Annotated in this window: 27 protein-coding genes and 1 pseudogene; 20 read left to right on the forward strand and 8 right to left on the reverse strand. The window is 48.2% G+C overall.

Annotated elements, in window-relative coordinates:
• Window positions 1-16 precede the first annotated feature (16 nt).
• The 3 genes from arsD to HV318_RS02635 form a co-directional block, all read right to left on the reverse strand.
• Window positions 17-379 carry an arsenite efflux transporter metallochaperone ArsD gene (gene arsD / locus HV318_RS02625; RefSeq protein WP_182271423.1) on the reverse strand — a complete coding sequence of 121 codons (363 nt, stop codon included), beginning with the start codon at window positions 377-379 and terminating at the stop codon, window positions 17-19.
• 48 nt (window positions 380-427) lie between these two features.
• Window positions 428-778: an As(III)-sensing metalloregulatory transcriptional repressor ArsR gene (arsR, locus tag HV318_RS02630; RefSeq protein WP_182271424.1), complete on the reverse strand. Its 351-nt coding sequence runs from the start codon at window positions 776-778 to the stop codon at window positions 428-430.
• 148 nt (window positions 779-926) lie between these two features.
• Window positions 927-3224 carry a heavy metal translocating P-type ATPase gene (locus tag HV318_RS02635; protein WP_182271425.1) on the reverse strand — a complete coding sequence of 766 codons (2298 nt, stop codon included), beginning with the start codon at window positions 3222-3224 and terminating at the stop codon, window positions 927-929.
• 181 nt (window positions 3225-3405) lie between these two features.
• Between HV318_RS02635 and HV318_RS02640 the strand changes: the two genes are divergently transcribed.
• The 5 genes from HV318_RS02640 (at window position 3406) to HV318_RS02655 (ending at window position 8193) form a co-directional block, all read left to right on the forward strand.
• Entirely contained in the window at window positions 3406-4095 is a 690-nt protein-coding gene (locus HV318_RS02640) for a VIT1/CCC1 transporter family protein (RefSeq protein WP_182271426.1), read from the forward strand.
• A 742-nt stretch (window positions 4096-4837) separates the two neighbouring features.
• Window positions 4838-5893 (forward strand): site-specific integrase, encoded by a 1056-nt coding sequence (locus tag HV318_RS02645; protein WP_249421784.1) that lies wholly within the window; start codon window positions 4838-4840, stop codon window positions 5891-5893.
• Window positions 5894-5973: 80 nt separating this feature from the next.
• Complete coding sequence (locus tag HV318_RS24145) at window positions 5974-6258, forward strand: hypothetical protein (RefSeq protein ID WP_249421785.1); 285 nt, start codon at window positions 5974-5976, stop codon at window positions 6256-6258.
• Window positions 6259-6361: 103 nt separating this feature from the next.
• On the forward strand, window positions 6362-6658 hold the full coding sequence (gene relB, locus HV318_RS02650; protein ID WP_182271427.1) for a type II toxin-antitoxin system RelB family anti-toxin: 297 nt from the start codon (window positions 6362-6364) through the stop codon (window positions 6656-6658).
• Window positions 6659-6990: 332 nt separating this feature from the next.
• Window positions 6991-8193: a multidrug effflux MFS transporter gene (locus tag HV318_RS02655; RefSeq protein WP_021571253.1), complete on the forward strand. Its 1203-nt coding sequence runs from the start codon at window positions 6991-6993 to the stop codon at window positions 8191-8193.
• A gap of 7 nt (window positions 8194-8200) precedes the next feature.
• Here HV318_RS02655 and HV318_RS02660 read toward each other — a convergent pair whose 3' ends face one another.
• A complete protein-coding gene (locus HV318_RS02660; protein WP_182271428.1) occupies window positions 8201-8881 on the reverse strand; it encodes a nitroreductase in 681 nt (226 codons plus the stop codon).
• A gap of 259 nt (window positions 8882-9140) precedes the next feature.
• Entirely contained in the window at window positions 9141-10166 is a 1026-nt protein-coding gene (locus tag HV318_RS02665; RefSeq protein WP_249421819.1) for an alpha/beta hydrolase, read from the reverse strand.
• Window positions 10167-10439: 273 nt separating this feature from the next.
• Between HV318_RS02665 and HV318_RS02670 the strand changes: the two genes are divergently transcribed.
• From HV318_RS02670 to HV318_RS02710, 9 genes are all read left to right on the forward strand, one after another.
• Window positions 10440-11606, forward strand: a complete 1167-nt coding sequence (locus HV318_RS02670; RefSeq protein ID WP_182271430.1) for an aldo/keto reductase — start codon at window positions 10440-10442, stop codon at window positions 11604-11606.
• Between the two features lie 14 nt (window positions 11607-11620).
• Window positions 11621-12301, forward strand: a complete 681-nt coding sequence (locus HV318_RS02675; protein ID WP_182271431.1) for a heavy metal response regulator transcription factor — start codon at window positions 11621-11623, stop codon at window positions 12299-12301.
• 14 nt (window positions 12302-12315) lie between these two features.
• Window positions 12316-13773 carry a heavy metal sensor histidine kinase gene (locus HV318_RS02680; protein ID WP_182271432.1) on the forward strand — a complete coding sequence of 486 codons (1458 nt, stop codon included), beginning with the start codon at window positions 12316-12318 and terminating at the stop codon, window positions 13771-13773.
• Window positions 13774-13875: 102 nt separating this feature from the next.
• A complete protein-coding gene (locus tag HV318_RS02685; RefSeq protein WP_524537208.1) occupies window positions 13876-14493 on the forward strand; it encodes a flavodoxin in 618 nt (205 codons plus the stop codon).
• Between the two features lie 51 nt (window positions 14494-14544).
• On the forward strand, window positions 14545-15195 hold the full coding sequence (locus HV318_RS02690; RefSeq protein WP_182271434.1) for a DUF4405 domain-containing protein: 651 nt from the start codon (window positions 14545-14547) through the stop codon (window positions 15193-15195).
• A gap of 104 nt (window positions 15196-15299) precedes the next feature.
• Window positions 15300-15779, forward strand: a complete 480-nt coding sequence (locus tag HV318_RS02695; protein ID WP_182271435.1) for a (R)-mandelonitrile lyase — start codon at window positions 15300-15302, stop codon at window positions 15777-15779.
• Window positions 15757-16515, forward strand: coding sequence for a carboxymuconolactone decarboxylase family protein (locus tag HV318_RS02700; protein ID WP_182271436.1), 759 nt, complete (start codon window positions 15757-15759; stop codon window positions 16513-16515). The genes HV318_RS02695 and HV318_RS02700 overlap by 23 nt, the downstream gene beginning before the upstream one ends.
• 12 nt (window positions 16516-16527) lie before the next feature.
• Window positions 16528-17112 carry a flavodoxin gene (locus tag HV318_RS02705; RefSeq protein WP_182271437.1) on the forward strand — a complete coding sequence of 195 codons (585 nt, stop codon included), beginning with the start codon at window positions 16528-16530 and terminating at the stop codon, window positions 17110-17112.
• Between the two features lie 107 nt (window positions 17113-17219).
• A complete protein-coding gene (locus HV318_RS02710) occupies window positions 17220-18284 on the forward strand; it encodes an alpha/beta hydrolase (protein WP_182271438.1) in 1065 nt (354 codons plus the stop codon).
• Between the two features lie 230 nt (window positions 18285-18514).
• Here the strand turns inward: HV318_RS02710 and HV318_RS02715 are convergent, their stop codons facing one another.
• Complete coding sequence (locus HV318_RS02715) at window positions 18515-20362, reverse strand: ATP-binding protein (protein WP_182271439.1); 1848 nt, start codon at window positions 20360-20362, stop codon at window positions 18515-18517.
• Entirely contained in the window at window positions 20359-21402 is a 1044-nt protein-coding gene (locus tag HV318_RS02720; protein WP_128771843.1) for an SIR2 family protein, read from the reverse strand. Before HV318_RS02720 ends, HV318_RS02715 begins: the two co-directional genes overlap by 4 nt.
• A 273-nt stretch (window positions 21403-21675) precedes the next feature.
• Between HV318_RS02720 and HV318_RS02725 the strand changes: the two genes are divergently transcribed.
• A complete protein-coding gene (locus tag HV318_RS02725) occupies window positions 21676-22527 on the forward strand; it encodes an aldo/keto reductase (protein WP_182271440.1) in 852 nt (283 codons plus the stop codon).
• Window positions 22528-22553: 26 nt separating this feature from the next.
• Window positions 22554-23543: an aldo/keto reductase gene (locus HV318_RS02730; protein ID WP_182271441.1), complete on the forward strand. Its 990-nt coding sequence runs from the start codon at window positions 22554-22556 to the stop codon at window positions 23541-23543.
• 34 nt (window positions 23544-23577) lie between these two features.
• Here the strand turns inward: HV318_RS02730 and HV318_RS02735 are convergent, their stop codons facing one another.
• A complete protein-coding gene (locus tag HV318_RS02735) occupies window positions 23578-24471 on the reverse strand; it encodes a LysR family transcriptional regulator (RefSeq protein WP_182271442.1) in 894 nt (297 codons plus the stop codon).
• 148 nt (window positions 24472-24619) lie between these two features.
• On the opposite strand from HV318_RS02735, the gene HV318_RS02740 reads away from it, so the two are divergent.
• The 4 genes and pseudogenes from HV318_RS02740 to HV318_RS24365 form a co-directional block, all read left to right on the forward strand.
• Entirely contained in the window at window positions 24620-25411 is a 792-nt protein-coding gene (locus HV318_RS02740; protein ID WP_182271443.1) for an SDR family oxidoreductase, read from the forward strand.
• Between the two features lie 124 nt (window positions 25412-25535).
• Window positions 25536-25787 carry a YdgH/BhsA/McbA family protein gene (locus HV318_RS02745; RefSeq protein WP_182271444.1) on the forward strand — a complete coding sequence of 84 codons (252 nt, stop codon included), beginning with the start codon at window positions 25536-25538 and terminating at the stop codon, window positions 25785-25787.
• Between the two features lie 56 nt (window positions 25788-25843).
• Window positions 25844-26245, forward strand: a complete 402-nt coding sequence (locus HV318_RS02750; RefSeq protein ID WP_021571235.1) for a helix-turn-helix domain-containing protein — start codon at window positions 25844-25846, stop codon at window positions 26243-26245.
• Window positions 26246-26257: 12 nt separating this feature from the next.
• A pseudogene (locus HV318_RS24365) lies at window positions 26258-26538 on the forward strand (type 2 periplasmic-binding domain-containing protein); the annotation flags it as partial.
• Between the last annotated feature and the right edge of the window lie 320 nt (window positions 26539-26858).

Raw genomic sequence — 26858 nt, forward strand, 5'->3', positions numbered from 1 at the left:
TGTCCTCCTGACATACTCAACAACAGGAAGTATTACCACCACAGCAACGGGTGGGAGCCAGACCTACTTTCTCCAGCGGAATGCCAAACCAGCGAGCCAGCTCAGCACGTTTTGGGTATCGCCCAGCCATCACCGTTTCACCGTCCAGCAACAGCAGCGGAAGACCTTCTGCACCAGATGCTTCGAGGAATGCTTTCGCTTTCTCGTTCTGAACGAAGCTCATAGGTTGCTGTGCCAGGTTGTATCGTTCAACCTGCACGCCGCGTTCTTTCAGCCACTGGACATCAGCAGAGAAATCCACCAGAACCTGATCGACATCGGAACCACATACACCGGTACTGCAGCACATTGCCGGGTCAAACACCGTTAACATTTTCATTCTGAATACCTCACATTCGAAAAATCACATATGTTCAGGCAAATTTTTTTAGATACAAATAGCTTTACCGCTACCAGAGCAGTTTGCCGATGCCAGCTTACGGGCGATGGCCTGTACGTCGTCCTGTTGGCTTAACCAGGCTTGCTCAATCACCTGAGCAGCCCAGGAAGGAATATGCGGGGATAGGCGGTAGTGAACCCATTTGCCCTGTTTACGATCCAGTAATAAACCGCTTTCACGCAGCATTGCCAGGTGGCGGGAGATCTTGGGTTGTGACTGATCCAGCGCCGTGCAGAGATCGCACACGCACAGCTCTCCCATTTCTCTGAGTAGTAGGACGATACTCAAACGAGTTTCATCGGACAAGTTTTTGAAAAGCTGCAGGGCTGTCAGAGACATTATTCCTCCTTCTTATTTAGGCCCATGGTACACGTCAGCATCATAAAATCAATAACACATACGATAATTCGAATATATAAATATAGTGGGCATTACCGACAATTCCATGCCTTTCGGTCAGCGTTGTACCGCATCGGAAGTGGGGAGGCTAATTCTGAAGACCGCTAAATAATTCTTCTTCCTGAGCAAAATGCAATCTCAGAATTGCTTCAAGGCCATAAAGACACTGCTGAATATCCTGAACAGTACCTGGAGAGCCGTCTGTGCTTTGTAGAAGGATGCTCAACTGGCCCAGTTTTCTGACAAGCAGATAAATCTCCTGGTGACTTCTGCTCATCGCAGCCAGCGGGTCATCACCGGCCAGCATCAATGTCATGGTGGGGTACAGTCCCTGTTCATCCTGCTGCTCATGAGCAAGTATATCCTGGGTCAGTTGATCATGGAGTGTCTTCATGAGCGTTCGTCGTTCTTCCGGACTTGCCTGGGGTAACAGTGTTGCAACCTCAGTCAAACGCTGGAGTAATGGCTGCAACCGGTGGTGTTCATTGCGCAATGCAGCAACCTGCTCTGCACTCATTGTCCTGTCCGCCGGGCGAGTTATCCCACTCGCAAGAACCCGTAATGCCGACATAATGGCAAGCAGATCAATGAACTCCTGCAAGAGGGCACCTTCAAAGGGGAGAAGCAGACCCAGCGCGGCAAAGACCATAGCAACACAGCACAGCCCCATACCGAGCCAGACACTTTGTCTGGCAATACGAATTGACAGCCTGGCGATGACTTTGGCCTCAGCCAGCCGGTCTAAACGGTCTGTCAGTAGCACAACATCTGCACTTTCTGCTGCGGCAGCCGTACCTCTTGCCCCCATTGCAACACCGACATCCGCAGCCGCCAGAGCAGGGGCATCATTCACCCCATCACCAACCATCATCGTGCAGTGAGCGGATGACGCTTTTGAGACGTACTTCAGTTTCATTTCAGGAGTCAATTCTGCCAGTACCTGATCTACACCGAGGCCGGTGCCAATACTTTCCGCCACCTCCTGCTTGTCACCTGTCAGCATGACGATCTCGTGAACGCCTGATTTGCGCAACATGCGCAAAGCCCGGGGGGTTTCAAGTCGCAACTGATCAGAAAATAACAACCAGCCGACCAGTTCCGAATTAACTGCAATCGCAACTACCGTCGAGTTCTCAATTAACAGGCGCTGGCGGGCAGACTCCAGCCAGTTGCCCGCGTGTGACTGGCTCAGGACAAAATCCAGTGTCCCAATACATACCTGTTGTCCGTTCACCTTTCCCGTTAACCCGGCCCCAGCCACTTCCTGTACTGACTCTGGCATCGGTAATGATCCAAGTCCTTGCTCTTGTGCAGCCTGCAAAATAGCACTGGCAATAACATGGCAGGAAAGTTGGTCCATGCTGGCTGCCAGTTTGAGCAAATCAGGTTGTGTGAACTGGGGGGAGAAACTGTGAATCGACATCAGTTTTGCCATACCGCCAGTCAGAGTGCCGGTCTTGTCAAAAAACAAATAATCAGCCCGGGCAAGTTGTTCCAGCGCAGAGCTGCCTTTGATCAAAATTCCCCGCTTTGCGCAACGAGAAATACCGGATACCAGTGCCACCGGCACCGCCAGGAGGAGGGGACAAGGCGTTGCAACAACCAGAACGGCCAGTGCGCGTAATGGATCATGGCTCACCATCCCGGCCAGCCAGGCAACGCCAAGGGTGAAAGGGATGAACCAGGCAGCATAACGATCAGCGAGTCTGACCGCGGGCGCACGTGCCTGGCCTGCTTGTTCAACCACACTGATGATACCCTGAAGTGTGCTGTCTTTAGCGGCACGGGCAGCGTGCATTTTCAGTGCGTCACCAGCATTAATTGTACCACTTAACAGTAATTCACCGGTTTGTCTGGTGACCGGCAACGATTCCCCGGTAATAGAGGATTCGTTCAGCACTGCGCTCACACTCACCAACGGGCCATCTACTGGAATGGTTTCCCCCAGCTTAACCAGAAGCAAGTAACCAGGTTGAATGGATTCAACGGGAATAACCTGGATGCCATTCTCAGTCAGTCGGTTGGCAAAACGGGGTACCCTGGAAAGTAGCGCGACCATTTCACGTTCTGCGCGACCCCGGGCGTAGTTTTCTAAAAATCGGCCTGAAGCCGTCATGGCGGCAATCACGGCCGCAGTGGCCGGTTCATCCATCCACAGAGCCCCGGACATTGAAAGAATGGCGAGTAAATCTACCCCAAACTTATGACTTAATAATGACTTAACCACTTCATAAGTTAACAAAAGTAAAGAAGGGATAGTCGAAATGATTAATATAACGGAGGTATTCTGTCCCCACGTAGTATCCTGATTGACGATGTATAGCGTCAACGCCAGTAGGGGGAAAATTAGCAGCATAATATCGAGTAAGAACCGGCTGTTTTTCATGGTTTTTTCCTCCAGTATTATGCGCCTGGGGCGGTTAAAAGTGGATCATATGAACCATTAACCGTTATCTGGTTTGGTATTGTCTCCTGAATAAACAGACATGTATCTTTTAATTTAAACGATGAACGTTATCTTATTCACATATCTACCAACAAAGCGAACGTAACAGGAAAACAGGAACATGCATCTTGAACGACACAGTATTGAAAGCGTTGGATGGTTAAGGGCTGCCGTGCTGGGGGCAAATGACGGTATTGTGTCGACAGCGAGCCTTGTCCTTGGCGTCGCGTCGGCAAATACCGGTCCCTCAGGTGTTTTACTGGCGGGGGTTGCCGGCCTGGTTGCGGGAGCGATGTCGATGGCGACAGGGGAATATGTTTCAGTTTCATCACAGGCGGATACAGAAAACGCAGCTCTGGCACAGGAACAAAAGGAACTGGAAGCAGATTATCAGGGAGAGGTGCGGGAGCTTACGTCATTGTATATACAACGTGGAGTGGAGCCGGTACTTGCTCACCAGGTTGCAGAGCAGTTAATGGTGAAGGATGCACTGGATGCTCATGCCCGGGAAGAGCTCGGGTTGACAGGTACGAATTCTGCGCGGCCTCTACAGGCAGCTCTCTTTTCAGCACTGAGTTTTTCTGCCGGCGCGGTGTTGCCTTTATTCGTTGCCTGGTTATCACCACCAACGCTGGTTTCTTTGTTTATTATTCTGTCCACTCTTTGTTCGCTGGCTGCACTTGGTTATATATCTTCGGTTGTAAGCAAAGCCTCTCCTGTAAGGGCGATCGTCAGAATTACGTTCTGGAGTACTATGGCAATGGCTTTGTCGATGGGGGTTGGCCATCTTGCCGGACAAGCGCTGCTTTAAAATGCCGTTTTAATTCTCAGAAATAATAGTAGGGAAGAGCCGTTCCGTTAAGCCGGAGCTTTTCCTGTTATATATCGTTGATGAATGGAGTAATGAGCGAGCATCTTTACCCAGAGAAATGATAATAAAGCAGGATAAGGAATTTCGGGATATGCCTGTCAGGATGACAGAGATCCGTCGGAAACCGAGTGCGCACAAAAATAAGAGGAATTCCTGGCACGGTGCGGACTAAAGCAACGTTATCAGATCCACTATGAACCAGGAGTGGGCATGCCTCAGCAAAGTGCAGGTGAATTTCCTGTGTAACTGGAGCATGCACGTCGTGAACGCGATGCCTGGAAAAACAGTTGTCAGGTGGTCAGCCTGATTATCAGATGGCAAGTGTGATGGTATCAGCGCTGGAAAAGGACTTTCAGAGGTCATCAACGACCAGACCAAGTATGACCACAAAACACCAGATTTCACCTGAATCTATGTTAGTGCGCATAATGTATATTATGTTAAATATGGTGGGTTTGTTCTTAAGTTCATGAGTTCCTCTTTTTCAGGAACTTACCGATGAATCAGTCAGTTGCCAAAGTTTAGTTGTGGACTTACGATGACTTCATAACGCAAAAATTACGGGGCATCCGCTAAGTTCATGGCATATTCCATCTTACATTTATCGAGGAACAACCAGAGAACTCATCTCATAGTTGATGATGTGACTACCCTACCGGTCATGTTCGCCACAATTTATGGAATGAATGAACTGAGCAAGAAACATCTGGGGACTCAAGAAAACATTCTGTGTTCGCTGCGTTTCTTTTACGTCTATTACTTTAAGAAGCACAAACGAACATTTGACTACGATTTCTATCGGTCTGGCTACAATATCTCCTGTTATATCAGGGAGCTTGATGGCTTCTTTACCTACCTGCTCGGGAAGCAGCACCTGAGTGACGAGACCGACATAATCTCTAACGGGTTTTTACATTCGGCACTCTCCAGAACCAACAAGTCCACCTATGGTAACCACGTCAGAAACGTTGGCCGATTCCTTAAGTATCTCAACTATAGATATATGAATCTGGCATACCAAGATATGTCACCTACTGAAGCTCACCAGATTAACCAGGCGAACCACAGAGATCTCGCTGACAGAATTAAGGTCTTCAACAGAGTTGAAGTATCCAGGAACGAACCCGCACACCGATACAAAAGTATCACCAGTCAGCAAAGTGTCGAACTAACGAACATGTTAATCCCCTCCACTCCTGAATTTACAGATATCGAGACCGGCGAATTAATCATGGCCGTGGTTAATCCCCAAAACCCATTCGATTCAGGATTTCAACAATACCGTAACTACCTTATCCACCGGTTAATGTTTAACTATGGCTTACGTGTTGGTGAAGTTCAATTGTTGTTGAAGGATTGCGTGGGGCCAACCCTTCCAGACGCACGAGGTAACATTCGTTTCATCCTGATTGTACAAAATCTACCAGATGATGTAGTTGATCCAAGGAAACAACAACCTTCACTCAAGACTGAGCATTCGCAGCGACAAATCGAACTGACCGAAGATGACTTCATTATGTTTACCATTTATATGGAGCAATATCGGTCCCCATTATTTGAAGAGAAAAAAATTGATGACCATGAATTTGTTTTTATTAAAGGATCAGGTAGGTTAACTCCATTAACTTACGATGCAATTCGAACATTTTATAAGGAAAAAATTGATCCAGCATTCATTGCCCTATTCCCACATTATCGTGCGAAAATAATAAAACTATTAATAATATGGTTAATATAACACCACACGTTGGGCGGCATACTTGGGCTAATATCACTCTTGAGTTTATTTACAATAGTCTCCTGAGTGAATCACTAATAATGGCGCAAGACTATGGTATTCGAGCAAGGATGAATGGAGTACTTGAACCAGCTATTGAGCAACTTCGTGCTTTAGGCGGCTGGTCACTGACCAGTAAAGTTCCATTAAGATATGCCAAGCGGTTTATAGAAGTGGTGAGTAACCAGAGCAACTATAAGCGTACGAAACATTCAGATATGCATTTAGCTTCCCCAGGAACAAACATTTCGCAAAGAAAAACCTACAACTTGCTAGAAGATAATGTTTATGACGAAGACTTCACATTCAAAGATCTATTCAACTGAGAGCGGTATCACCGGGGGTGGTTTATTTAAAAGCCCTCCCCTTCACTTTACAAAAGAACAGCTTGCTTGAAGTACTTCAAATAATAAACATGGTCACCTTCTTATGAGTACTGTTTTTCCAGTTAAACTTCTTAGCCATCTACGCCCCCTTTTAATTGGTTTTCGTAAATCAAAAGGATTAACTCAAAGAGAATTATCTGCCAGATTGGGTGTGACTCAGCAGACTTATGCGCGATTTGAGGCAAATCCTTCAAGTGCAAGTATTGCGCGTCTATACAAAGTGTTTAATATTTTAGGGGTGGAAGTTTTGCTTAGTTCTGGACCCCATTCACCTGATATAAATCATTCTAGTGTGGTACAAAAAGATAATAACTTACCGGCAAGGCGAGAAGAATGGTGACAAATAATATTTGACCACCCTAAATAAGGATTCATATAGATATTATATTTGAAATTGTATAAAAAGTAATGCATCTGTAAAAAACATAGGGTGAAATATTGGATTGACCCTATGTTTTATACTAATTCACTTGAATATCTAATGTAAAAGGTAAACTTCCAGCGAATTTGAATTGAGTCTTCCGATAGATAAAAACCCACTTTTACTTACTCTAATCATCATATTTCATAGATTGATGAGTATGATTCATAGTGCCTATCCCACAGACAGTCATTATCAAGCTTACTAAATCCATTAAGATGTGATGATTCCTGCCTCTTTTTAGGGTTAACATGTCCACTATTAATTTCCAAAAGCAAACTCCCACGGCTACAAAACACGGTCTAACGTTTTTGCTCATTCTCAGCGCCCTGATGGCTGTCACCTCTTTATCCACCGACATCTATCTTCCGGCTATGCCCGTCATGGCAAAGGATTTACAGGGTGACGCAGAGCTGACAATCACAGGGTTTCTTATCGGCTTTTGCATTGCACAACTGATTTGGGGACCGATTAGCGATCGTTATGGGCGTCGACTGCCGCTGTTTATCGGTTTAGGTCTATTCATCATCGGCTCGGTGGGCTGCGCGTTATCAACAGATATCGTGCAAATAGTCTTCTGGCGTGTTTTTCAGGCGTTAGGAGCCTGTACCGGGCCGATGCTGGCTCGAGCGATGATCCGTGACCTGTTTAACCGTACTCGTGCTGCACAAATGCTTTCGACACTGATGATAATCATGGCCATCGCGCCGATTGCCGGGCCCCTGATCGGCGGGCAGATGATTAAAGTCACCTCGTGGCATGCCATCTTCTGGCTGCTGGCGATTATCGGAGCATTAATGCTGATGTCTTTATTCTGGTTACCCGAAACATTACCTGCTGAAAAACGCTCACAAGCCTCCGTAACCAGAGCCTTTCACAACTACTATGCCTTGCTCACCAACGCCAGATACATGCGATTTACTTTGTGCCTGACGTTCTACTACGTTGCAGCCTACGCCTTTATCACCGGCTCTCCGTTTGTGTACATCACGTACTTCGGCGTTGACCCGCAGCATTACGGTTGGTTGTTTGCAGTAAACATTGTTGGACTAATGGCGGTGAGCATGGTCAACAGACGCCTGGTTCACCGCTATCCACTGGAAGCGTTGCTCAGGAATGCCGTATTCATCGCCACTATTGCCGCAATAGTGCTGGCGGTCACCACCGGCCTGGGTGTGGGTGGAATTACCGTGATTGTCGGCGCTGTGTTCGTGTTCTTCTCTATGAATGGCATCATCGCGGCGACATCCACGGCTTGCGCTCTGGACGCAGTGCCTAATGTGGCTGGCTCCGCGTCGGCGCTAATGGGCGCGTTACAATACGGCAGCGGCATCATCTCTTCACTGCTTCTTGCCTTGTTCAGTGATGGCACACCCTGGACGATGGGCTGGATAATTGCGTTGTTTACAGCAGCCAGCGCCCTGATGGCACTGACCGTTCAGATAAAAAAATAAAACGTCGTTATTGATGCCAGACGACACTTTCGTCCAGAGATACCCGCCCTTCCCTGTAACTCAGGGAGGGATGCGTTTTATCTGGGATCCCAAAAGAAATACCGTAAAGCAGCCTGAAACCCTCAGGAACATTTAATATTCGACGCACCGTTTGGGCAAAATAACTCAGCACTGCCTGTGGAACGCCTGCGTAACCGCGAGCTGCCAGGGAAAGCAGGAATGTCTGCGCATACATACCGGCGTCAGAGGCTACGCGAACGTTGTCCCCTACAGCAGGAATGAACAGCAGAGCAACATGAGGCGCGCCGAAAAATCTCACATTACGCTCGACCACTTCTGAGCGACTTAAGTTATCCCCCCGCGCAACGCCCAGTGCCTGATAGTACGAGCGCCCCTGCTCCGAAGCCCGTTGCCTGAATGGCTTGGGATAAGCTTCTTTATCAAACGTAAAATCAAGACTGTAGTTCCCAACCCTCAGATCTTCCGTCAGTGCGTGGCTTAATTCACGAAGTTTATCTCCTGCAACGATATGCAGGGACCAGGGTTGAGTATTGCAGTTGGATGGTGCGCATTGCGCTTCGAGCAAAATGTCTTTGAGGATATCGCTGGGGATGGGAGATGGAAGAAAGGCTCTGGCCGAGTATCTGTTTTTTACTACCTCACTAAACGTTGGTTCTTGCGTACTCATTTGCTTCTCCGCCTGAAAGTAATTTGAAGTGAATGATTCACTCTCTCCCGAACAATCCTGTCACATCAGGTTCATAGTTTTCATTCCCGGTTCCAGATTAGGTCTATGAATTCCATTCATAGCGTCTATTTAAGCAGCGTAATTATCTTTAACCGCAACTTCGTTAATCTGGGTCTATCGCGTGAACACGCAAGCGGAAAATGGCTACAGCTGATGGACATACCCCAGCCTGCACGGCTGGGGCGTCATCGGAGGCTAACTAAATATTTTTATCGAAGAAGACGTCTAACTTTTGCATCGCCTGGTCAACGTATTTAGGCACCCAATACGTCTCGATATGGGTAGCGCCATCGATCAGGAAGAGTTCTTTGTCCTTCGTACCGGTGGCTTTCGCGAACGCATCTTCAGTCATATAGAGCGTATCTGCTTTTGTACCGGCAATCATCAACAACGGTTTATTGATGAGATTGATATGGTCCGTTACGTCAAAGCTCATCAAATCCAGAAGACTGCTTGTGGTGTATTTAAACGTGGAATTCCGGTGCGCGTGGGTTTTCCAGTAGTACTCGTAACCCTGGCGATACAAGGCAAAAGGTAATTTAGCAATCTGTTCATCTGTCAGGTTGGCATCGCCGGAGTAAAGCACTTCGCCTCCGGCTGCTTCCTGAGCACGTGCATCAGAAGCCTGCTGAAGACGCTGCTGGAGAGTATCCAGCTGAGAATCCTGCATACCGTTACGGCGCACAAGGCCTGAATTAAACATGCTGATGGTTGCTATCGATTTAAACCGCTTGTCAGTTTCAGCCGCAACAAGTGAATAACCGCCGCCACCGCAAATACCCAGCAGACCAAGGCGGGCGGTATCGACACCAGGATACTGGCTGATGTAGTCAGCCATGCCGTGAATGTCCTCGATACGATTAGCAGGTTTATCCACGCTGCGCGGCATCCCACCGCTAGCGCCCTGATACGCCGCGTCGGCGGTAATTGTGATGTAGCCCTGCTCAGCGAGACGCTGGGCATACAACCCGGCAACCTGTTCTTTTACGCCACCATTAGGATGTGCGACCACCACCGCAGGGTATTTTTTGGCGGGATCGTAGTTAGCAGGGGTATAGACATTCGCCGCAATCTGGATGCCATGCAGATCGTATTTCACCGGATGAATGTTGACCTTGCCTTTGACGTTCTCGGTGATGGCTCCGTCATAGGCCAGAGTGAATGGATTTTTTTTGTAATCAGCCGCATTGACTGAGGTCACTCCGGCCATAGCCGTGATTAGCATTGCACTGATAAGCGTGAATTTCATGGTCTCTCCCGATGAGTGTCGGCCTGGTTATACAGGCTCGCAGAATCAAATTTGCAGGCTCAGATTAGGCGGAGAGGGCTGTCAGCATCGTGACAGGGAAATAACATTTTTGTCAGGAAACAGACTGGATAGGTAGGTGTTTCTGACAACGCTGTCAGGTAGCCGTCAGCTTTATGTTGGCAAACACAACGCAGAATGGTCCCGCTTAAATGAGAGTCATGTTTAATTTTCTGAGAAACGGAGCGATCAATGAAAAGCCAGAATGCCCCAACAATGCCAGAGCGGCGCAAGCTATTAGTCGCCGGGGCCGGTATTGCCGCCGCCTCGCTGATTCCGCACGTATCAGCGACGAGCCAAACCTCTCAGGTCGATTCATCCAGACAACCCATCCAACGCAATGCTGCTCCTGGCAAGCGTAAACTCGGGAAGCTGGAAGTTTCTGCCATCGGTCTGGGCGTGCAGAACATGAGTCGCAAATACGACACCTCTGTTCCCTGGCGTCCCGAGATGATCAATGTTATCCACCGGGCATTTGATGAAGGGGTAACGTTCTTCGACGCTGCTGAAGCCTACGGCCCGTTTGAAGTCGAAAAAATTCTTGGGGAAGGCGTCGCCCCGTTCAGGGATAAAATCGTTATCGCCACTAAGTTTGGCTGGAACATTGACCAACAGACGGGTAAGCGTCTGCCGGGCCTTAACAGCAGACCGGAGCATATCAGACAGGTCGTCGACAATATGCTCAAACGCCTGCGCACCGATCGCATCGATTTACTGTATCAACACCGGGTTGATCCGCAGATCCCGATCGAAGATGTCGCCGGTGTGGTGAAAGATTTAATGGATCAAGGGAAAGTCCTGCACTGGGGTCTGTCTGAAATGGGCATCAACACATTGAGGCGCGCCCATGCAGCATTACCCGTTACTGCCGTACAAAGTGAATACTCCATGCTCTGGCGTGGCCCTGAAAAGCAGGTGCTTCCGGTGTGTGAAGAGCTGGGCATTGGGTTCGTGCCATGGAGTCCACTCGGCGTGCAGTTTTTAACGGGCTGGATTGATGAGAATACCCGGTTCGCTGCCGGTGATTTCCGCGCGACGGAAACACGTTTCTCGCCTGATAACCTTTCACACAACTTACAACTGGTTGAACTACTGAAATCCTGGGCAATAAGAAAAAATGCCGCGCCGGGGCAGATTGCACTGGCATGGCTGCTGGCGCGTAAACCCTGGATTGTTCCCATCCCTGGCACCACCAATAAAGACCATATATTGCAAAACACAGCGGCTACCGGCGTGCCGCTGACTCTCGCCGAGATGACCGAGCTCACCCGCTCACTGGACGCCATCACTATCCAGGGTCAACGTCTGCCGGATGCTGTGCAGGTTTATTCCGATGTTGAAGCACCGATGAAAAGTTAAGAGGAAGTCCCGTTATGCGCCTGTTGTTAGTCGAAGATGAAGAAAAAACGTCAACCTATCTCAACCGTGCGTTGAGTGAGTCCGGATTTACGGTAGATGTCTCTGCAGATGGCGCTGAAGGTCTTCATTACGCGCTGGAGTTCGACTACGACGCGATAATCCTTGATGTGATGCTGCCGGGGTTGGACGGATACCGGGTACTCGAGGGTGTGCGAGCCGCCAAACAGACGCCGGTGCTGATGCTCTCTGCACGGGGATCGGTCGATGAGCGCGTTAAAGGGCTGCGTCTTGGCGCGGATGATTATCTCCCCAAGCCCTTCTCTCTTATCGAACTGGTGGCGCGTATTCAGGCCCTGGTGCGTCGCCGCGCTACGGATGGCGCAGACATCACACAGCTGCAAATTCACGATCTGCATCTCGACCTGCTTGCTCGCCGCGTATTTCGTGCCGGAACGCGACTGGAGCTGACCGCGAAAGAGTTTTCCCTGCTGAGCCTTTTGGCCCGCCATCAGGGGGAGATTCTGTCAAAGATGATGATTGCCGAGCAGGTATGGGACATGAATTTTGACAGCGACGCCAACGTGGTTGAAGTAGCCATTAAACGACTTCGCGCGAAAGTGGATGCGCCATTCGACGTCAAGCTATTACATACCGTTCGTGGCATGGGGTATGTCCTCGAAGTCCGGTCAGAATAATGAAGGGGATATGTATGCTTAAGCGCTCTATCTCCGTTCACCTGGCGCTGATGTTTGCCCTGTCCGCGCTGCTGATTGTGTCCGTTATTGGCATCTTGTTAAGAAGTTCTCTGCATGATTCTTTGCAAAAGCAGATGCATAACGAGCTGCTGTTCCGGGAATCATTAATGAGCCCGTGGATCACCGCACGAACCTCGGCTGACGGCTGGTCACTGCTTGCCAATAAATTCACCGTGTTAACCAATTCTGAAGGTGAACGCGTTCGCTACTGGATAGTGAGCGATAACCCGCGCTTTAGCATGGGGGGAACGCCACCGGTGGGTGTTCAGTGGTCTTCTTTACAGGAAGGCTTTAATAAAGTGCCCGGCGCATCGGAAGGGGCATGCTCGTTGTTTCTGTTGGTGAAAACGATCCCCGCCAACGGTGAAAGACCTGAGTTGCGCTATGTGGTTGCCATCGACTCCACGCCTTACATGGGCACACTCGATGCGTTCACGCATACATTGCTGATCATTACCGCACTGGGCGTCGTGATTGTCGCCTTACTGGGATACGTTGTGTCAAGGATCGGTCTTCGTCCCGTTGGGGCGCTCAGTAAACAGGCCCGGCAACTCGCGCCCGGGGACCATGGTCAGCGCCTGAATACCGAAGCATTACCTGACGAATTACAGCAATTAGCATCATCTTTTAATGGCGTGCTGGAACGGCAAGAGGTCGCCTGGAGGCAGCTCGAAAGCTTTAATGCCGATGTTGCGCATGAACTCCGGACTCCGCTTACTAACCTGATCGGCCAGACGCAACTGGGCCTCTCGCGCCGACGTTCGCATGATGAACTGGAAGAGTTATTGGGTTCCAATCTGGAAGAACTTGAGCGCATGACGTCGATCGTTAACGACATGCTGTTCCTGTCCCATGCCCACGCGGGTGAACATGCGTCCCAGCTTACGCAGGTTTCCCTGCGGGAAGAAACCCTGAAAACAGCCGAGTATGTGGAACCCTCTTTTGCTGAAAAACAGCTCTCTCTGGATGTTCAGGGCGACGTCACGGCGCACATCGACCGGCGACTGTTCCACCGCTCACTGGCTAATTTGCTGGAAAATAGCGCAAGACACTCCCCCTCCAACAGCACGGTTACGGTGCGGTTAAACGAAACCGGTCATCAAGCCTGTGTTGAAGTTTCAAACCCGGGCGATCCGATATCACCAGAGCACTTACACCGGCTTTTCGAGCGGTTCTATCGCGTTGACACCTCCCGGGCCAGGAGTGATACCCATCATGGACTGGGCCTGTCGATCGTGCGTGCCGTCGCCATTATGCACCGGGGAGATGTCTTTGCGCGGAGCGAAAACGGTATCAATACCTTTGGAATTACGTTTGCTAAACAGCCTGATGCTATCCGAACAGAGAGACTGATTGGACGCCCACTATCATCTAAGCCTGCTGACGAAATTGTCAGAGAACTGTCAGTCTGATGTCAGGTTACCTGCGCCAGAATCACTGCTAAGACTCACCACTGCTGATGAAGGAAGGAAACAGTGAAAATAAAAAAGGTAGTTAGCGGGTTTCTGGCGATGATGGTCATGGGGTTTCTGGGACAACCCGCGTTCGCATCAGAGGATTCTTCGGCACAATCCCGCACGCTGATTATCTATTTTTCCCAGCCCGAAGAAATGAAACCTGGTGCTGTCGATGGTTTTTCCGGGGCCAGCGTATTACAAAAAAATACGCCAGAGACCGGCAGCACGCAGTTTGTTGCGCAACTGATTCAGAAGCAGACTCACGGCGAGCTGTTTCGTATTGAAACCGTCACCCCTTACCCTCGCCAGCATGATGCACTGTTACGCGTTGCCGAAAAGGAACAGCAAACTAACGCCAGGCCATCACTCAAAACGCCGCTCCACGATCTCAGCAATTACGACACCATTTACGTTGGCTATCCCATCTGGTGGTATACCATGCCAATGGTGATATACAGCCTCTTTGAGCAAAATGATTTTGCCGGCAAAACAGTCATTCTCTTTACCACCCATGGAGGCAGCCGTTTAGCAGACTCCCTGCGAGAAATTGCCCGCATGCAGCCGCAGGCCAGGTTAGTCACTCGTGCACTCTCGATCTCGCGCAATGATATTTCAGATCCAAATGTTCCCACGCAAGTTGAGCAATGGGTAAAACAAGTTCAGCCACAGCGTTAATCCATCGACATGAAGAAAATTTATATTTTCCAGGTCATGCAGGATACGCTCATGACGTTACTTCTGCTGGTACTGATGGGGTTTCATCTTCACGGAGAAATCGTACATGAATGGGCGGGTATTATTTTTACGTTGCTCATCATGTTGCATTTATACCTTAACCGCCATCGATTATGGTTACAGTCGCCGAATATTCCGTTAACGATGCAGATAGTTAATAGAGTCATTAATGCAGTGACGTTCGTTGTCATTCTGACCGCTATTGTCTCTGGCATGATGCTGTCCCGACATATCCTTCTGGCGCTGCCGTTCCACAACCCGGCGAACTGGGGCAGAAAAGTGCACATGACATCAGTCCACTGGGGAATGCTCATTCTGGCGCTGCATATCGGGTTGCACTGGAAAATGCTGGCAACGTTTTTCTGCCGGGTCCTGAACATCTCCGGCGACTCACACGTTGCAAATATCATTATGCCATGTGTTTTTTCGCTCATCGCACTACTGGGATTGTACGGGTCACTGAACCAGGACTATTTCGATTATTTGCTGATGAAGGTCGATTTCTCCTTTTTCGATTACGAAGAATCTGCCCTTCTTTTTTATCTACGCTACCTGGCCATTATTGTTTTATTTGCATTAATGACGCGTTTTTTGCTTTGGTTTTTTATATTTAGAAAATGCAAAGCGATGTCACCACAATAGGGATTAACTGACAGAATTGTCAGGGAGGCGTCAGCCTGACGTCATTACCCTCTCGATAAAATCATCGCAGGCAATCCGCCTCTTCAATGATAAGGACGCTTTGCATGATCGGACATTTACGTTACCTCGGGCTGTTACTGCCCTTCTTCACCTTTTCATCCTGGGCTGCAGAGCAAAATCCCGTTGTCCATATCGCCCCCGCAGGAAGTCAGAATGCGGTGTATGGGTCAGCGGAGAATTTTATCGGTCGCGTCAGGGTTGATCCTCTCTTCAAACCGGATAACGACATCAGCGTTTCCGGCGCTTATGTCACCTTTGAACCCGGCGCTCGCTCCGCCTGGCATACGCATCCGGCAGGTCAGCGGCTGATTGTGACCTCGGGTGTTGGGCTCACCCAGCAGGAAGGCCAGCCGGTACAGGTCATCCGCGCGGGCGACGTTGTCTCTTGCCCGGCGGGCATCAAACACTGGCACGGCGCGGCGCCCGGCAGCGCAATGACGCATCTGGCGATAACCGGGATTGTGGATGGCAAAAGCGTTAACTGGAAGGAGTTAGTGACAGATGAACAATACCACGCTCATTAAGGCATTAGCGGCAGCGGTACTGCTGACCTTTGGTTTTGGTCTCGCCGCACATGCTGCCCCCGTCAATAAAGGAGTCTCAGAAATGAACCACGAACAAACCGTTTCAGATACGCTTTCAGCCAGCCAGCAGGCTATCCCGTTGATTGCGGCATCGATGGCCAGCAGTCAGATGGATAAGCTGAATGCCGCCCTGAATCAGGGACTCGACGCCGGACTTACGATAAACGAAGCCAAAGAGATCCTCGTCCAGCTTTATGCCTATACGGGCTTCCCTCGTAGCCTGAATGCGCTTAGTGAACTGATGAAGGTCGTCGAAGCACGTAAACAACGTGGTATCAAAGACGTTGAGGGTAAAGAACCGGTTGCCCCGATCCCTGTCGGGGATGAGCTTCGCCGTGTCGGTACCGCAAACCAGACAAAAATCTCAGGCGCGCCCGTCCAGGGCCCACTGTTTGATTTTGCCCCGGTGATTAACCAGTTCCTGCAAACGCACCTTTTCGGCGACATTTTCGCCCGTGATAACCTCGACTGGCAAAGCCGCGAGCTGGCAACAGTTGGCGCATTAGCGGCCACACCAGGCGTTGAAGCCCAGTTGTTATCACATACACGAGCCAGCATGCGGGTCGGCCTGACAGCTGCGCAACTGCGCCAGCTGGCACAGGTTCTGCGTGAACATGGCGAAAATGATGCAGCAACACGAGCTGAAAAGGCGCTGCAACAGGCCCTCGCAAACTAACAGGAGCTGGCTATGGAGCATGATCCCCACCGCAGAAGGTTAATCGCCGCGTTTGCCGGGCTAACACTCGCGAACGTCTCCCTGGCATCGGCAGCCAACGGAACCGCAAATGTACAGGGTAAAAGCCGTGTTCTGGTGGCGTACTTTTCCCGCAGCGGAAATACACGAGTCGTTGCGGGCGTCATTCACCGCAGCCTGAATACCGATCTGTTTGAAATAGAACCGGCTACGCCTTATCCGGAAGACTATTTCCAGACCGTTGATCAGGCAAAAAATGAGCGCGAGCGGGGAGTAAAACCGGCATTAAAAAATAGCGTTGCAGATATCTCACGCTACGAAACCGTGTATTTAGGCTTTCCGATCTGGGGGACCAGCGTGCCGCCTGTAGTGCAAACCTTTCTCAGCAGCCACAACCTTGCGGGCAAATTACTCATCCCGTTCATTACTCACGGTGGCTACGGTAAAGGAGACAGCGACGACATCCTTGCCAGTCTCGCCCCAACTGCGCGTCGGGAAAAACCGCTGGTCATTGAATGCGACCAGGAGCGAAGAACCACTGAAACGGTAACAAGTTGGTTAGAGACAATACGCAGTTAATCGTCCGCATTCATGAGTCTGCCAAATAAGGGCAATCAGGGGTGCTAAATAATTAACGCTGACTACTCAGATATGATTGAACGGCAAACATAACAGAGGATGTAACCTTGAAGACAATCTTAAAAACGCTGGCCATCTGCGTGATGGCGGGTGGCCTGATGGCTCAGTCGGTATACGCCGAGCCGCTGGTCATTCAGGAACAGGGAAGCTTTTCTGCTGGTGGCACTATCATCACCGCACCAGGAACATTTGATGCAAAAAAGCCGCTGGATTCAGCTGGCCAAACCTGTCATGGCGATCATGCCTCAGTGTTCTACCAAATCCCGGAGAATCCGCATAAATACCCTATCGTCATGCTGCACGGCGCAGGTCAGTTCTCCCGTACCTGGGAAAGTACCCCGGATGGTCGCGAAGGGTTCCAGAACATCTTCCTGCGTCGCGGGTTCTCAACTTATCTTGTCGATCAGCCGCGTCGGGGCAGCGCCGGACGCACGACTGTAGAAGGTACTGTTACGCCTAAGCCGGATGAACAGATGTGGTTCAATCAGTTCCGCGTTGGCGTGTGGCCAGAGTATTTTAAGGGCGTTCAGTTCTCTCACGACAAAGAAGCACTGAATCAGTATTTCCGTCAGATGACCCCAAATACGGGGCCGTTTGATGTCAATGTTATCTCTGATGCGATGTCGGCCGTCGTGGATAAATCCGGCCCCGCTATCCTCTTCACCCACTCTCAGGGTGGCGGACCAGGCTGGTACACGGCGATGAAAAATGACAAGGTCAAAGCCATTGTCGCCTTTGAGCCTGGCAGCAGCTTTGTCTTCCCGGAAAAAGAACTCCCAGCCCCTATGCCAAGCGCGTTCGACACGCTGAAGGGTGAGCCAGTGCCGATGGAGCAGTTTATGGCTCTGACCAAAATCCCGATTCTGATTATTTACGGCGATAACATACCGGATAAACCTGTAGCCATGCCCGCGCAGGACAGCTGGCGCGTACGCCTTGCAATGGCTCGGGAGTGGCGCGACGTGGTGAATAAGCATGGCGGGGATGTGACGGTGACTCATCTGCCTGAAGTGGGAATCAAAGGGAATACCCACTTCCCGTTCTCTGATTTAAATAATGTGCAGATTGCTGATTTGGTGAGTAAATTCTTGAAAGAGAAAAATTTGCAGTAGAACGGAATAGTATTGAGTCCTCATTATACAGGACTCAATACTAGCATCTGCTTTATAAAAATGAATGGTCTAATGTTGGCGCAAAGCTGTTGAACGTGACTGCCTGCTTTGAGCGAACTGCGGCACCATGTTGGACGTACCGAGCTACGTTCAAGATCAGTTCAAGGCATCATATAACCCAGTCACGCCAAACTTATTGCGAAAATCTGAAAATGCATATAATTGCATAATTATAATAAGTTACCTTCTATATCATTCCCTTGCTCTCTGTCGATCAACTCGCCGAATGTTATTGTTTTACTTCGAGGTTTCTGGTTATTGGGAAGTTCCGCCACTCTCAGTTTCAGCGGCATTGGGCTAACAATACCACTGAATATGCAGGTTCCTGTGGAAAGTGTCGGAATGGACTCCTCTGTCAACCGATCAATATAAGAAACAGACTTTTCAATTGCATAAAGATCATTTTGATTAATAAGACGATGAATAAAATAGTTGTGCGCTTGAGAAATGATAGTTGATGATATATCGTTCGGGCGCTGGCTGGAAATTGTTACAAACACGCCAAATTTACGTCCCTCTTTGATAATCTCTTCAAAAGTTTCGAGCCTATAATCTTTCCAGCTTTCACTTTCTCTAAATGATGTGTTTGAGAGGATGTTATGAGCTTCATCAATAATGATATGAAGCGTTGAAGGCTCGGTAGACATTTTTTTCAAGTTATAAGCCCATTTTGCAATCAAAAGAGGGAGTGTTTTCTTCATTGTAATATTAACCATATTGAGGTTGATAACGATGAAATTACCTCCATTCCAGAAGTCTCTATCTCCAGATGTATCAAATATTTTAGCTATATCTTTCCGGTTTGCATTCATTCTATTTATTACAGGCGAGACATGTTCCGGATTCGATTTATTGGAGAAAAATTCATAGATAAGCTTAAGCCACATAAAATCCAAGAGACTTTCTATCATATCTTCTTTAAAATTAAAAGAGCAAGCTTTAGCGTAGATATAAGATCTTTCCACATCGACTTCAGAGTTGAAATAGTGCCGTTCGTTTCTTATTTTCCATTTTGAGCCTCCTGAGTGAAACTCAAGATCAGATAAAAGATCTGGATCGTCACAGAAGATCGGACTAAACATTGCATTTATTGCTTCACTTTTTATCTTATCACCACTAAACAAGTTCTGCTTTATTTTTTTCTTTAGCACATTCCTCATGTATTCAAGAGCATTATCAGACCCCATAACTTCGGACTGGAATTCCAAAACACGTTTTAAAAAAGGTTTTTGGGTCTTATCCGTCGCATCTGTCAGAACAGAAAGCATGTCATGTTCAAGTAGTACTTCTTTAGGAAGTGGAAGCTTATTGCCATTAGCATGGTGTGTGTTCAGGTTATAAACCGTTTTCTCATCAGTAATACAATTTTGCGTTGTATATTCGCCATTAAAGTCGAAGAGAATAAATCGGCACTTTTCATTAAAACTGTCACCCAGCATCGGTTTTATCTGAGCAATTCCAGCTTTATAAAGTGCTGCAAGTGTATTGGATTTCCCACTGCCGGTGTTGCCAAAAATTGCAATATGAGAATTTATGAGACCATTGACTGGTAACGAGATTTCTATATCTTCAAGATCTGTTCGAGTGAAAGACATTACCGTTTCGCCCTCTTTCGCGATCTGGTGTACCGTCTGTACCATCTCTTCAGTAACAACAAAGGCCTCATTACCTATGAGGGGTAGCTCACGCGATCCGCTAACGAAACCTCTCGTTCGGTCGATGTATCCCGTTAACGTGGCCGTCAAGTAGCGACGATAACGCCAAGCATCGCTGCCACTGCCAGAAGGATGTTTTTCTTCAATGAGTCTCTCTGATTCCACTTTGCCAATCAGGCTCATAAATCCTTTCTTGATTTCAATAAAACTTCCTACGGAAACATTTCTCAGAACTTTTCCTTGATAAAATAAATCGCTAAGATTTTTGTTTTTATCTACGAGGATAATTACTGCTCGCCCAGCTACTTCGCAGACTTCGCCTACCCGTAATACCGCTTCCTCATCCGTAAAATGCCCGTTCACCTCGCCCCTCCAAGATAACTTGTGATAATGTTATTCATTACCGGGAAATCTATATTCCCTCCCGGCCGAAAGATTACTTCCACGTTGGAATAATCACGAAATTTATCCATAAACCCATTAACACTTGCCTCGTCAAAAGCAAATATTAGTAGCTTGAGAGTAGCATTACGAAGTGCTTTCTTTGTTAGCGTTTCAAGATGTTCATCAGCAAATGAAAAACCAAATACAACGAGCAGGGTGGCCTCTTTATCCAGCTCATTTGAATAGGTTCTCAGCAAATCATAATAAACATTTTGCAGAAGAGTTTCTTTAAATTTTTCCTTTCTCGGAAGAATAAGGGTATGAGCAAGAACCCACTCTTTCCTTTCTAGCTGAGAGTTAAACCGCAGTGGTTTCACATCGGAAATCTTGTAAATAATCTTATCCATCAAGTTTTTCCATGAAAGAGAACCATGAAGTTTTATAAGATTAATAGTAGGAAGTTCGACTTTGTAATTATATAGATTACCAGTGGCACTAACTGAATAATTAAAGCTGCTTGCGTCAAATTCCTTATCTCCAAAGAGATTTGTTCGCTTGCTGAACCCATCATTAAAAATTACATTATTATTGCGTGTTGATGCATCTTCAATAAACAAATCATAATTAGTCGTAAATACATTTATACGTCGAGGAAGCAGACCAGTACGGCGGCGTGTAAGTATTTTTTCTAGCGAAGAGATAAAGGCATCATAATTTTCCCTGGTGGCATTAATGTTCGTGATAACAAGGGGAACAAATGGGAGTCCATTATCACGATTTAGCATATATTCATGCGGAAGCCAGACAGCAGTTAAAAAGCTAGCTGCTAGGTCAAAGTATTCCTCTTCCATTTCATCATTAATGAGCTGCTGAAGATCACTTTCGATTGTTCCTAGCACTCTGATCGCGGGAAGCGATGCGCCAGACCCGATAAGAAAGTTGATATTGGCCGATTGAAACACTCGCTCAAAGTAGTCTTTGTCACCTTCGTTGCCGTAATACGCTCGCTTAACTGCCATCTGATGCGCCCATAAAGTATTAGGATTAATCTCAATATGGTCATTTTAACGTTCTACAGGGCACTTTTGCATCAATTTTTCCTTTATTTGACATCATCTACCTAAACGCTGTTTACTTTGTGCCGCTCGTAACTTTTGGCTTCGGGTACAAAGCCGACCACCTCCCCTCTAAATTAATGAACACATCTAATAAACCCTAGCTAATTACCCCATCTAATCGAATAAATCAGTTTGCGTTATGCTTTTCCAACACAATAGCTGGAGGATAACGTCATGCAAACTGTAAAACTGAACAACGGGATTGAAATGCCCCTGCTGGGCTTTGGTGTGTTTCAGATGTCTGATGCCGTTGAATGCGAAAGAGCCGTTATTGATGCCATCGATACGGGATACCGCCTGATCGATACCGCCGCGTCTTACCAGAATGAAACACAAGTGGGGAACGCACTGAAACAGACCGGTATCGCACGTAACGAACTTTTTGTAACGACCAAACTGTGGCTACAGGATACCAATTACGAAGGCGCTAAAGCACAGTTCGAACGCTCCCTGAACCGGCTGCAACTTGATTACGTCGACCTGTATCTGATTCACCAGCCTTATGGCGATGTCCATGGGGCATGGCGTGCCATGGAAGAACTGCAACAGGCAGGCAAAATTCGCGCCATTGGTGTCAGCAATTTCCATCCTGACCGTCTGGCCGACCTTATCGCCTTCAACAAAGTTTCCCCTGCGGTGAACCAGATTGAAGTTAACCCCTTCAACCAGCAGCTGCATGCGGTTCCATGGAATCAAAGCCATGGCATTCAGCCGGAAGCCTGGGCACCGTTTGCTGAGGGTAAAAATGGCCTGTTCCAGCATCCCGTGTTAACGGCAATTGGCCAGAAGTACGGCAAGAGCGTGGGCCAGGTTGTACTGCGTTGGATCTTCCAGCGAGGTATCGTTTCGCTGGCGAAATCGGTGCGCAAAGAACGCATGGAAGAGAACATCAACATTCTCGATTTTGAACTCAGCTCTGAAGATATGCTGCAGATTTCCGCCCTCGACACCGCAACCAGCGCCTTCTTCTCTCACCGCGATCCGGCGATGGTGGAATGGCTGACTGGCCGCAAACTTGATGTTTAAGTCGCGATAAAAGAGGTATTCATTCAATGCAAAAACGTTATCTGGGTAAATCCCGACTCGAAGTCTCCGCGCTTGGGCTCGGTTGCATGGGCTTAAGCCACGGCTACGGCCCGGCGACCGATACCCGACAGGCTATCGAGCTCATTCGCACTGCGGTTGAACGTGGCGTCACCTTCTTCGATACCGCCGAAGTATATGGCCCCTTCCTTAATGAAGAGGTTGTCGGCGAAGCCTTAAAACCGTTTCGTGACCGCGTGGTCATCGCCACCAAGTTTGGTTTTACATTTGGCGACGACAACAAGCAGCAGATTTTAAACAGCCGTCCGGAGCATATCCGTGAAGCTGTGGAAGGATCATTACGCCGTCTTAAGACTGATGTCATTGACCTGCTGTATCAACACCGTGTCGATCCGGATGTCCCGATTGAAGATGTTGCGGGTACGGTAAAAGACCTGATAGCTGAAGGCAAAGTTAAACATTTCGGTCTGTCCGAAGCGGGTGCGCAAACTATTCGTCGTGCGCATGCCGTACAACCGGTCACTGCGCTTCAAAGCGAATACTCCATGTGGTGGCGCGAGCCTGAGCGGGAGATCCTGCCGTTGCTGGAAGAACTGGGCATTGGTTTTGTGCCCTTCAGCCCATTAGGCAAGGGCTTCCTGACGGGCTCGATTAAGCCAGGAACCACTTTTGGGAAGGATGATTACCGCAGCACGGTGCCGCGTTTCGCAGAGCAGGCGATTGAAGCCAATGCAAAGCTGGTCTCATTGCTGGGTGAACTGGCGGCAGAAAAAGGCGTGACGTCTGCACAAATCGCGCTGGCATGGCTGCTGGCACAAAAGCCGTGGATTGTGCCTATCCCTGGAACCACCAAACTGCACCGGCTGGAAGAAAACCTGGAGGCCGCCGATATCATTCTGTCGCAGGATGACTCACGGCAGATAACCCAGGCGCTTGAGACGATTAAAGTCGTCGGCGAACGTTACTCTCCTGAGCACCAGGCCCGCGTAGGCCGTTAATACCCGGGCGGGTCCGCTGAGATTGGCGGACCCTTTATTCCTGGTAGCGAAGTGCATCGATCATCAGCGCAAAAGCGGGCGGATGCTGCTTACGGCTCGGGTAGTAAAGATAATATCCGGGGAAAGACGGACACCAGTCCTGCAGAACCTGAATAAGCTCTCCTGACTTTATATAATCCTGCACCCTGTCTTCAGGTATACAGGCAATGCCAAAACCGGATAACGCCGCATCAATCCTTTCTGCCTGCAGATTAAACGTGACCTGCCCTTCCACTCTGACCCGTAACGGTTTCCCATCCTTCTCAAACTCCCAGTGGTAAAGCCCACCGGCTGTCGGCAGGCGCATATTGATACACCGATGATTTTGTAGCTCGTGCGGCGTTTCAGGTGCAGGATTTGCAGCGAAATAAGACGGCGCTCCTACCACAGCCATTCTCATGTCCGGCCCAATTCTTACCGCAATCATGTCCTTATCCACGCTTTCGCCCAGACGGATCCCGGCATCAAAACGCCCCTCAACAATATCGACAAAGCCGTTATCAACGACCAGTTCAACATTGATTTCCGGGTATTCCCTGAGGAAGGGTTTTAGCTTCGGCCATACCAGACTTCGCACGGCATGCTCCCCGGCAGATAAACGGATATTACCGGAGGCAGTGCCGTTCAGCTGAACCAGCGATTCCAGTTCCTGCTCGAGATCGGCAATACGTGGCTCAAGGCAGGCAATAATTCTCTCACCGGCCTCTGTAGGGGCTACACTTCGGGTCGTACGGGTCAGAAGGCGGATATTCAGCCTTTCCTCTAGGGCCTTCATCGCGTGGCTGAGTGCAGACTGAGAAACCCCCAGTTTACCCGCTGCTTTGGTAAAACTTCTCTCCCTCGCGACCACAAGAAAGATTTGCAGTTCATTGAAGTTTTCTTTGAGCATCGGCGATTTCCTTATGGCGGCATTCCCTTCATCACACACTCATGAAGGGTGTTCATAGACACAATCATTTTAGCCCTATTACTGACAATAATGATAATTGATATGCTGACCGTATCGAAAATAAGTCTGAATTATCAGAAGGTTTATCATGAAAATACTCGTTGCAGGGGCGACAGGAAGTATTGGCCTTCATGTCGTCAATACCGCTATCAAAATGGGCCATCAGCCTGTAGCGCTGATCCGAAATAAGCGCAAAGTGAAATCGCTTCCTCGGGGAACAGATATTTTTTACGGCGATGTTTCATTGCCTGAAACCCTCACTGATTTGCCGAAAGATATTGATGCCATCATTTTCACTCTCGGTTCCGATGGTCAGGGTCGTATTGGTGCCAGGGCGATAGATTATGGCGGAGTGCGCAATATTTTACGAATATTCAGGGATGTATCTGTTCGTATCAGCCTGATGACCACGATTGGCGTGACTGAACGACTCAGCACCTGGAATCAACGCACTGAGGTTCATGACTGGAAAAGACGTGCCGAGCGTCTGGTCAGGACCACTGGTCACCCCTATACCATCGTCAGGCCCGGCTGGTTTGATTACAACAATGATGATGAACACAGGATCGTTATGCTTCAGGGGGATCGTCGCCATGCAGGAACACCGGAAGATGGTGTGATATCCCGGGAGCAAATCGCCCAGGTTCTGGTCAGTGCCCTGACCCACGACGAGGCAAAAAATAAAACGTTCGAACTGGTGGCTGAACGAGGTGAAGCACAGCATGATCTTACCCCACTGTTTGCAGATCTGCTGGCTGATGATCCACAAAAAATTGATGGGGTTCTGGACATAGACAATATGCCTCTGCGTGAAGAACCTGACTGCATTATTAACGAGCTGAATTTGTATTCAAAAAAATTAACCAATCTACAACCCTGACAATTTTGTCATATAGCGGTCAGCCTCATGACAGCTTAGGTCTGTATATTTACATATACAGACGGGGATAGTTCCCCTGATACGAATCCAGTTTTAAACATAGATTTTAAAAGAGGTATTAAATATGAAAGCACTACTTATTACTACATTGGTCATTGGATTTATTTCAGTGAATACTGCCTCTGCTGCCCAAGAAATTAATCATGCAGATGGGAAAGAAAAGATCGGTGTCGTCTCAACCAGCAATGCCTATACGCTTGATGAGTTATCGGATGTTCTTTCTCGCAAGGCTGACGAGCAAGGGGCAACGTCATTCAAAATCCTGTCGACAACGGGGGATAATAGACTACACGGGGTTGCTGAAATCTATAAATAAATCATAAGCATCCCGAACAGGATGTGTCACAGCCCTCTTAAAGTGAGCGTCGATTTATGTTCAGAACAGAAGGCATCATCGATGAGATAACACAATGGATTGATTCAAACTTACACAAGCCGCTGAAGATAGAGGATGTTGCTGCGCGGGCAGGTTACTCCAAGTGGCATCTTCAGCGGATTTTTGTGCAGGTAAAAGAAGTTAGCCTTGGGAAGTATATTAAAGATAAAAAGCTCAGACTTGCGGCGAAAGATCTTATTGAAACTAATGAACCAGTGATAAACATAGCCTTTAAATATGGATTTGATTCACAACAGACTTTCACTCGGGTGTTCTCTAAAAAATACAAATTGCCACCATTAAAATATCGAAACACCGAAAGGATAAGAAACATGTACCTTTGCAGTCGATTCATGGCACAAAGCGGAAGAGCCAACAAAGTTGAAGGTCCGATGTGAGCGATATCCGCCGTCAAGGAAGATGTAGTTGCCTGGCGATTATCTCCAGATTTACGCTGAGTTATCGCCTCATCTCCCGACTACCTGGAACGCTACGGAACAACTGAACATTCAGATGATTTATTTCACAATTGCTAGATAAGCAACCGTCTCAGTGAAGATCGTAGTTATCGCTGGGAACGCTTAAAAAACGGCGAATCGTATCAATCACTATGCCTGACTCAGTGACGGTCAATCAGCTTGAAACGGGTTTTGTGGCCGTATTGTGCGGGGCTAGCCAAATGCATTTACCGCTGCACCTGTTGTCGGAAAGGTACTATGCAATCGCACATCGAATATAAATTAATATTACTGAACCCTAAAATCTGATCTAACTCACAAAATTAAAATGTTTAGTTCATGAACTAATGGACGCAACTGAGGGTGATTTATGGACACTTTTCAACACAGTTATGAACCGAAACTTAGTTCATAACTGTAAATTAGGATTTAACTTTTAAAAATATAATTTTAAAACAACTGGTTACGCTAAATCTTGTGATGCTTCAGATTATGTATATTCCTCAAACCCAGAATAGTTAAATAGCTTATTCAGATTGGTAACTCCATAAAC

The sequence above is a fragment of the Enterobacter sp. RHBSTW-00901 genome (genome assembly GCF_014103115.1).
In the GTDB taxonomy this organism is placed as follows: Bacteria; Pseudomonadota; Gammaproteobacteria; order Enterobacterales; family Enterobacteriaceae; genus Enterobacter; species Enterobacter cloacae_P.

Bases quoted from the DNA above. Each gene is read 5' to 3' on its own strand.
- HV318_RS02705 (WP_182271437.1), top strand. From the start codon at position 16,528: ATGGAGCATGATCCCCACCGCAGAAGGTTAATCGCCGCGTTTGCCGGG.
- HV318_RS24145 (WP_249421785.1), top strand. From the start codon at position 5,974: ATGGCGCAAGACTATGGTATTCGAGCAAGGATGAATGGAGTACTTGAA.
- HV318_RS02695 (WP_182271435.1), top strand. From the start codon at position 15,300: ATGATCGGACATTTACGTTACCTCGGGCTGTTACTGCCCTTCTTCACC.
- HV318_RS02640 (WP_182271426.1), top strand. From the start codon at position 3,406: ATGCATCTTGAACGACACAGTATTGAAAGCGTTGGATGGTTAAGGGCT.
- HV318_RS02720 (WP_128771843.1), bottom strand. From the start codon at position 21,402: ATGGCAGTTAAGCGAGCGTATTACGGCAACGAAGGTGACAAAGACTAC.
- HV318_RS02690 (WP_182271434.1), top strand. From the start codon at position 14,545: ATGACGTTACTTCTGCTGGTACTGATGGGGTTTCATCTTCACGGAGAA.
- HV318_RS02660 (WP_182271428.1), bottom strand. From the start codon at position 8,881: ATGAGTACGCAAGAACCAACGTTTAGTGAGGTAGTAAAAAACAGATAC.
- HV318_RS02750 (WP_021571235.1), top strand. From the start codon at position 25,844: ATGTTCAGAACAGAAGGCATCATCGATGAGATAACACAATGGATTGAT.
- HV318_RS02730 (WP_182271441.1), top strand. From the start codon at position 22,554: ATGCAAAAACGTTATCTGGGTAAATCCCGACTCGAAGTCTCCGCGCTT.
- HV318_RS02645 (WP_249421784.1), top strand. From the start codon at position 4,838: ATGAATGAACTGAGCAAGAAACATCTGGGGACTCAAGAAAACATTCTG.
- HV318_RS02680 (WP_182271432.1), top strand. From the start codon at position 12,316: ATGCTTAAGCGCTCTATCTCCGTTCACCTGGCGCTGATGTTTGCCCTG.
- HV318_RS02635 (WP_182271425.1), bottom strand. From the start codon at position 3,224: ATGAAAAACAGCCGGTTCTTACTCGATATTATGCTGCTAATTTTCCCC.
- HV318_RS02665 (WP_249421819.1), bottom strand. From the start codon at position 10,166: ATGCTAATCACGGCTATGGCCGGAGTGACCTCAGTCAATGCGGCTGAT.
- HV318_RS02735 (WP_182271442.1), bottom strand. From the start codon at position 24,471: ATGCTCAAAGAAAACTTCAATGAACTGCAAATCTTTCTTGTGGTCGCG.
- arsD (WP_182271423.1), bottom strand. From the start codon at position 379: ATGAAAATGTTAACGGTGTTTGACCCGGCAATGTGCTGCAGTACCGGT.
- relB (WP_182271427.1), top strand. From the start codon at position 6,362: ATGAGTACTGTTTTTCCAGTTAAACTTCTTAGCCATCTACGCCCCCTT.
- HV318_RS02675 (WP_182271431.1), top strand. From the start codon at position 11,621: ATGCGCCTGTTGTTAGTCGAAGATGAAGAAAAAACGTCAACCTATCTC.
- HV318_RS02745 (WP_182271444.1), top strand. From the start codon at position 25,536: ATGAAAGCACTACTTATTACTACATTGGTCATTGGATTTATTTCAGTG.
- HV318_RS02700 (WP_182271436.1), top strand. From the start codon at position 15,757: ATGAACAATACCACGCTCATTAAGGCATTAGCGGCAGCGGTACTGCTG.
- HV318_RS02655 (WP_021571253.1), top strand. From the start codon at position 6,991: ATGTCCACTATTAATTTCCAAAAGCAAACTCCCACGGCTACAAAACAC.
- HV318_RS02685 (WP_524537208.1), top strand. From the start codon at position 13,876: ATGGTCATGGGGTTTCTGGGACAACCCGCGTTCGCATCAGAGGATTCT.
- HV318_RS02670 (WP_182271430.1), top strand. From the start codon at position 10,440: ATGAAAAGCCAGAATGCCCCAACAATGCCAGAGCGGCGCAAGCTATTA.
- HV318_RS02725 (WP_182271440.1), top strand. From the start codon at position 21,676: ATGCAAACTGTAAAACTGAACAACGGGATTGAAATGCCCCTGCTGGGC.
- arsR (WP_182271424.1), bottom strand. From the start codon at position 778: ATGTCTCTGACAGCCCTGCAGCTTTTCAAAAACTTGTCCGATGAAACT.
- HV318_RS02740 (WP_182271443.1), top strand. From the start codon at position 24,620: ATGAAAATACTCGTTGCAGGGGCGACAGGAAGTATTGGCCTTCATGTC.